We start from the raw sequence: 3,588 nt of genomic DNA, 5'->3' as shown, positions 1-3,588 counted from the left end.
CTTGTGAATGCGGGCTCTCGGCTTGGCCGGGCCAAAGATACTGTTCGATCTCTTGTGTGAGGGTGAGTGGCGGCTGCAAGATCTACAGCGCGAGCTCGAGGCTCAAGGGGCGACACGGCATCCCGCCACTCAGTCGGGGCGCCCCCCGACGATGCACACCCGAGCGCGGGGCAAGATCGACGACGATCGGGTGCTGGTGCATGAGGAAAATAATACAAGGGGCGACTTCAGTCGCCCGCGGACTCTGATTAACGGCGTGCCTGTGATTCAACGCGCGGCTGGGCGACTGAAGTCGCCCCTACAAGAAATACGCTGCAGTCTGACCCTTGCAAGGGACGACTTCAGCTTGGGTAGGTCGGGTTAGCGCAGCGTAACCCGACATCGGACGTGCCCATCGATGTTCATGTTGGTGTCGGGTTACGCCCTGCGGGCTAACCCGACCTACCCGTGCTCCACGGGGCTTGACCGGGATAACAGTATCTACAAAAAATCATCCGTGACCATTGCAAGTGAATCAAAGGGCAGGGCTAATAAACCCACCGCTTAAATCCACCGCTCGATCCGGCCAGCGGGGCAGGGCGGCAGCGGCCTTCCGGTGCCACGCTTTTTGGGCCAGCGTTCAGCGACGCTTCACCAGCCATTCCAGCAAGGCTTGCCATTGTTTCAGGTCGGACTGCACCGCAGCAGCCTTGAGGTCGAAAAGGGTCTCGCCCGTTTCGACGGCCTGGACGTAGCGTTGAGCGCTGCGAATGCAGGTCACCAGCGGAAGGTCGAATTGAGCCAGAAACTCGATCATCTGCTGTGTGGCGCTGGTGCGTGGATCGACCCGCATGCCGACGATGGCCACGCTGACCTTGTCCTTGCGAACGGCCTTTGTCTCGGCCAGCTCATCGAAGAAATCACGGCTTGCGGCCAGGTCGAAGCGCGACGGCGCGACCGGTACGACCACCCGATCCGCCTCCCGCAACAGCTGCCGGAGGGGCTTGCCGTGCAGGCCGGCGGGGGTATCGAGGATTCCCACGTTGCACTCACGGGGAGCGCTGCCAGGCATGCCGTCCTCGCTGGGCCAGTGTCGTATCCGTGGCAGCGCGTCCGGACGCCGCTTCAGCCACTGCGCGCTCGACTGCTGGCGGTCCAGATCGCCGAGACAAACGATTCCGTCGCGCTGAGCGAACCAGCTGGCCAAGTGGATGGCAAGCGTGGACTTGCCACTTCCCCCCTTCGGGTTGGCAAGCATGATGGTGTGCATTCGATCTGGACCTGTCGTATAAATGGTATAAACAGTTTATACCGTTTCTCCGAACCGGGTCATCGCGAGGTACCAGCCCTTGGCTAAAAAAGAGAAAAGCGTGGCGGCCGTGCCGGCCCCCGAGAGCCGCCGCACGGTGCAACCGGACCGGGACGGCGAGCGCCAGGATGCGCCTGGCAAGGGCAGCCTGATACGCGACAGTTTCACCTTTCCCGCAGAGGATTACGCGCTGATCGCACAACTCCGGAAACGCGCCCTTGACGGGGGACGCGAGGTGAAGAAGAGCGAGATTCTGCGGCTGGGACTGGCCGTGCTGGCGGCATTGCCCCTCGAAGATCTATGGCAGGCGCTCGACGGCATGAAGCGAATCAAGACCGGGCGGCCGAACAAGACCAAGGTTTAGTAAAGAGCCTGTCGACTGGCGGCGCCCCGGCCACCACCGGCGCCGAAGTGGCCCGCCCCGGCCTTGCCGGCAACGAAGGCGACGCCAGCCAGAGCCGCCTGTGCGAAGCCATCCTGCAGGACGGCTTCAACCTGGAGCAGCATGAGTCCCGGTTATTGGAGCTAGCGGTGCAGCAGGCGGGGTGCAATCTCACCCATGCGGCGAAACTGCTGGGGATTACGCGGCGGCAGTTGGCGTATCGGTTGAAGCAGGTGGAGCGTTAGGGGAGGGTTGTGCGGCTGCCGCAATGGGTCCGGTTGAGCGAATGGTTAGGCGTCGCGTATGCACCGGAGTGTTTCAACATAGAGCCAGTCAAGTCTCCGTGGCGGCCCAGTTAGGGAATCCGGCTCGCACATCAAGCCATCGCCGCATGTGCTTCACCGTCTCTATGGTTGGCATGTAACGCCGCGCGAGGTGGCTTCGAAACTCAGTCGCTCGGGAGGCTCCGCCAATAATGTGGGCTTCCGTCGGGCAATCAAATAGAAACTCAAGATCAACTTTCCCAAATACGGCGGTACTTAGATATCCGCCGGCCCCGGCGCGCTGAAAGCCCGATACAAGTAGTCTGCAAGGTAACGTGTTGTCGGCATTGGCGAGCTTTGACTGTGTCACAAACTCCAACGCCGACATCTGGTACTTTAGATACGATTCAATTCCAAGCCAAAACGACTTTCGACTTACGTAGACCTCGATCGCCTCCGGCGTAAAGTAAAGAATTGCGCAGTCATATGATCGCACTTGGCTAGTGGGCGAGGTTGCCAACAGCAGTTCAGTAATAACGTTACGACTCAACTCCCTGCTTTGCCCAGGACTGATATCGTTAGACCGCGATACGGTCTTTGTGTTTCTGCTACTCCGGCTGATCGACACATTGGAGCGAGTTGCTGGCTCCAGTGCGATAGGCTTCGGTTGCGCTGTGGGCGCTGCGGTCGTAAAGTCGCATTCAAAGAGAGACGGAAGCGCCCCAATTTTCTGCCATCCAATATATCGCTGATGACCGTCATTAAACATTATTGGAACAAAATCGGGATCTAGCGGCCGCTTTGCGCGGTGGGCTGGTCGAATGTCAATTAAAAGTTCAAATGGATCACGCTCAAAGGCGGCTCGAAGACGCGCTGGCGATTTTGGAATTGACGTAACTATTGTCTGCTCTTGGCTGGCGCGGGCGTAAGGCTCAAATGCTGCAGCTACTTCTTTGGGGTCGTGTATTTGCTGAGCTCTTATGTTTTCAAGGTTAATGGCTTGTTGATATGTTGGAGCCCATAGAAGATTGTCTGACAGACGCTTTACCTCTGCCTTCGTCTTCTCAAGCTCTTCTACGGTTTTTCTCAGCCGCTCGCCGTGTGAAACGCCGGTGAACCAATCATAAAGGCCTTTGCCTTTGTCCGCGATGTTCAAGACGGTCAAGATTGTCGCTAGTTCTATCACTGCCGAACCTCATTCACTGTGTGCGGTAGAGAGGGATGCCCATGGCGCGTACGTCTTTAGCGACGCCTAACGCCCTGAGTTCAGCCGCCGCCGTAGGCGGTCGGCTGCGACGAATGGTTAGAAGTTACTCTGACCGAAAGAAACGACTGGTAATGGCCCTTTTTCGATTTGTTTTTTTGTTATTTCGGCTTGGGTTGTTTGAAAATTCTTTGCAAGTTCTGCTTGATTCTTATCATGATTCTTATTGTACTCCGTATTGTGTTCGGAGTATTTCATTTCAATGTCAGCAACCTTGCTTATTAAATTGGAGTATGCCTTTACCAACTCTTGATTTGTTGGGTTTTCTTGAATCATTTTTTCAAGAAACTGGCGAGAATTTTCGTAGAACCATATGTTCATGTTTTATCCTTATTTCTAACTTTGTTTTAGGGCGACTGCCCTGCTGTGTAACATCGGCGCTGCTCCGTAA

The 3,588-nt window shown here is 56.6% G+C and carries 5 protein-coding genes; 2 read left to right on the top strand and 3 right to left on the bottom strand.

What is annotated here, in order from left to right; genetic code table 11:
• Positions 1–619: 619 nt before the first annotated feature.
• Positions 620–1,249, bottom strand: a complete 630-nt coding sequence (locus Q1W26_RS11285; protein WP_300439917.1) for a ParA family protein — start codon at positions 1,247–1,249, stop codon at positions 620–622.
• Between the two features lie 100 nt (positions 1,250–1,349).
• Here Q1W26_RS11285 and Q1W26_RS11280 point away from each other — a divergent pair, with 100 nt between their 5' ends.
• Both Q1W26_RS11280 and Q1W26_RS11275 read left to right on the top strand, forming a co-directional pair.
• Complete coding sequence (locus Q1W26_RS11280; RefSeq protein WP_300439915.1) at positions 1,350–1,652, top strand: hypothetical protein; 303 nt, start codon at positions 1,350–1,352, stop codon at positions 1,650–1,652.
• Between the two features lie 47 nt (positions 1,653–1,699).
• Positions 1,700–1,915, top strand: a complete 216-nt coding sequence (locus Q1W26_RS11275; RefSeq protein ID WP_300439912.1) for a helix-turn-helix domain-containing protein — start codon at positions 1,700–1,702, stop codon at positions 1,913–1,915.
• A gap of 88 nt (positions 1,916–2,003) precedes the next feature.
• Here Q1W26_RS11275 and Q1W26_RS11270 read toward each other — a convergent pair whose 3' ends face one another.
• Positions 2,004–3,098 carry a hypothetical protein gene (locus tag Q1W26_RS11270; protein ID WP_300439909.1) on the bottom strand — a complete coding sequence of 365 codons (1,095 nt, stop codon included), beginning with the start codon at positions 3,096–3,098 and terminating at the stop codon, positions 2,004–2,006.
• A 138-nt stretch (positions 3,099–3,236) separates the two neighbouring features.
• Entirely contained in the window at positions 3,237–3,518 is a 282-nt protein-coding gene (locus Q1W26_RS11265; protein WP_300439906.1) for a hypothetical protein, read from the bottom strand.
• Between the last annotated feature and the right edge of the window lie 70 nt (positions 3,519–3,588).

It is taken from the genome of Zoogloea sp. (assembly GCF_030157465.1).
Classification (GTDB): Bacteria; Pseudomonadota; Gammaproteobacteria; order Burkholderiales; family Rhodocyclaceae; genus Zoogloea.
This window is presented reverse-complemented; position numbering and strand designations above follow the sequence as displayed.

Bases quoted from the DNA above. Each gene is read 5' to 3' on its own strand.
- Q1W26_RS11285 (WP_300439917.1), bottom strand. From the start codon at position 1,249: ATGCACACCATCATGCTTGCCAACCCGAAGGGGGGAAGTGGCAAGTCC.
- Q1W26_RS11265 (WP_300439906.1), bottom strand. From the start codon at position 3,518: ATGAACATATGGTTCTACGAAAATTCTCGCCAGTTTCTTGAAAAAATG.